Origin of the sequence: Shewanella sp. SG41-4 (assembly GCF_014164505.1) — a bacterium.
In the GTDB taxonomy this organism is placed as follows: Bacteria; Pseudomonadota; Gammaproteobacteria; order Enterobacterales; family Shewanellaceae; genus Shewanella.
In genome coordinates, this window is the sequence record NZ_JACJFI010000646.1 from 1 (window position 1) to 1,143 (window position 1,143).

Consider the following 1,143-nt stretch of genomic DNA (forward strand, 5'->3'; position numbering starts at 1 on the left):
TGAATTGCTTTTCTCCTGCCGCGGTTCTGAAAAGAAAACCATTAGCCACAAAACAAACAACAGTATTAGACGTTTGTGCCAGCATATGTCGCAGAAAGTAAACCTCTCCCATCAAAGACTTTTCAGGAAAACGTCCCCAGATGTCATTGATTTTGTCTACCTGTAGCTTCATACCAATGGGTGGCATAGCTATAGATGCATCAAATTGTTTTAAACCACCATCACCTATGTAATAAGGCGTATAAATTGGGTTAGCGTTAACTGTGTCAAATTTGTTTTCGAGTAATATACTGTGCACTTCAGCAAAAAAAACCTCTGAACCAACTAAGCTTTCACCACATTTTTCAACAGCTTTTGGCCACTGCATTGCAAAGTCAGACCCGCCGAGAAAAGGGCAATAAACTGATTGAGTATTATCACCAATGAGCTTTGCGCCGAGTTCAGCTAACTCCACAGGAACAGTGAAGAGACTTGAATTTTTTCCTTCACTGTAATGAAGATGTTTAATTACTTCAGATAACTCAGTATAAGAAACCACGTTGGCTTTAATAAGCTCCAAAAGAGAATTGAGTAATTTGGTAAGCTGGGCGTCATCGATATCCCACTTTTCACTCGAAAAATGCACATCCACACAATTATTCAATACTTTAGCTAATAACTCTTTACTAGCAGCTCCCTTAAAATCATGTTCATCATCTAATTTTCCATTACTTGAAAGCTTTAGCCATGCCATACAAGCAGCTAATATTTCTGTAAAAGTTTCAGTTGATAATTTGCCACGATATGCGCTAATCAATGATAAAATTTGTTTGTTCACGATAATACTCCTTATAAATAGTTAATGTATGGAATGAGACTGTTTACGGTCGTAGCTATCTAATGCATATGCCGTAATTTCTATATCCCCGGACTCAACAAGCACAACGCCACCGCGACTTTTCATTTTTTGCATTAGTTTTGAAATGTCATTTATTGCAGATAATGCAGCATCGATTCCTTTCTCGTTCAGATATGTTTTGTCACCTTTATCTACTCCAAACATTTTTACAATTTCTAGCATTTGCTGCGAAATTGCACGCTGGTTCATTCGCTGGTGTATGTGTCTTGTTTTAGCCATTTAAATTTCCTCCTTTGCTTCAATGC

2 protein-coding genes are annotated in these 1,143 nt (G+C 37.5%); both read right to left on the reverse strand.

Features of this window, described 5'->3' with window-relative positions; translation table 11 throughout:
- The coding region (locus tag H5202_RS22955; protein WP_182774049.1) for a hypothetical protein at nt 1-817 on the reverse strand (817 nt) is incomplete at its 3' end.
- Between the two features lie 21 nt (nt 818-838).
- Complete coding sequence (locus H5202_RS22960; protein ID WP_182774050.1) at nt 839-1,117, reverse strand: hypothetical protein; 279 nt, start codon at nt 1,115-1,117, stop codon at nt 839-841.
- Nucleotides 1,118-1,143: the final 26 nt, after the last annotated feature.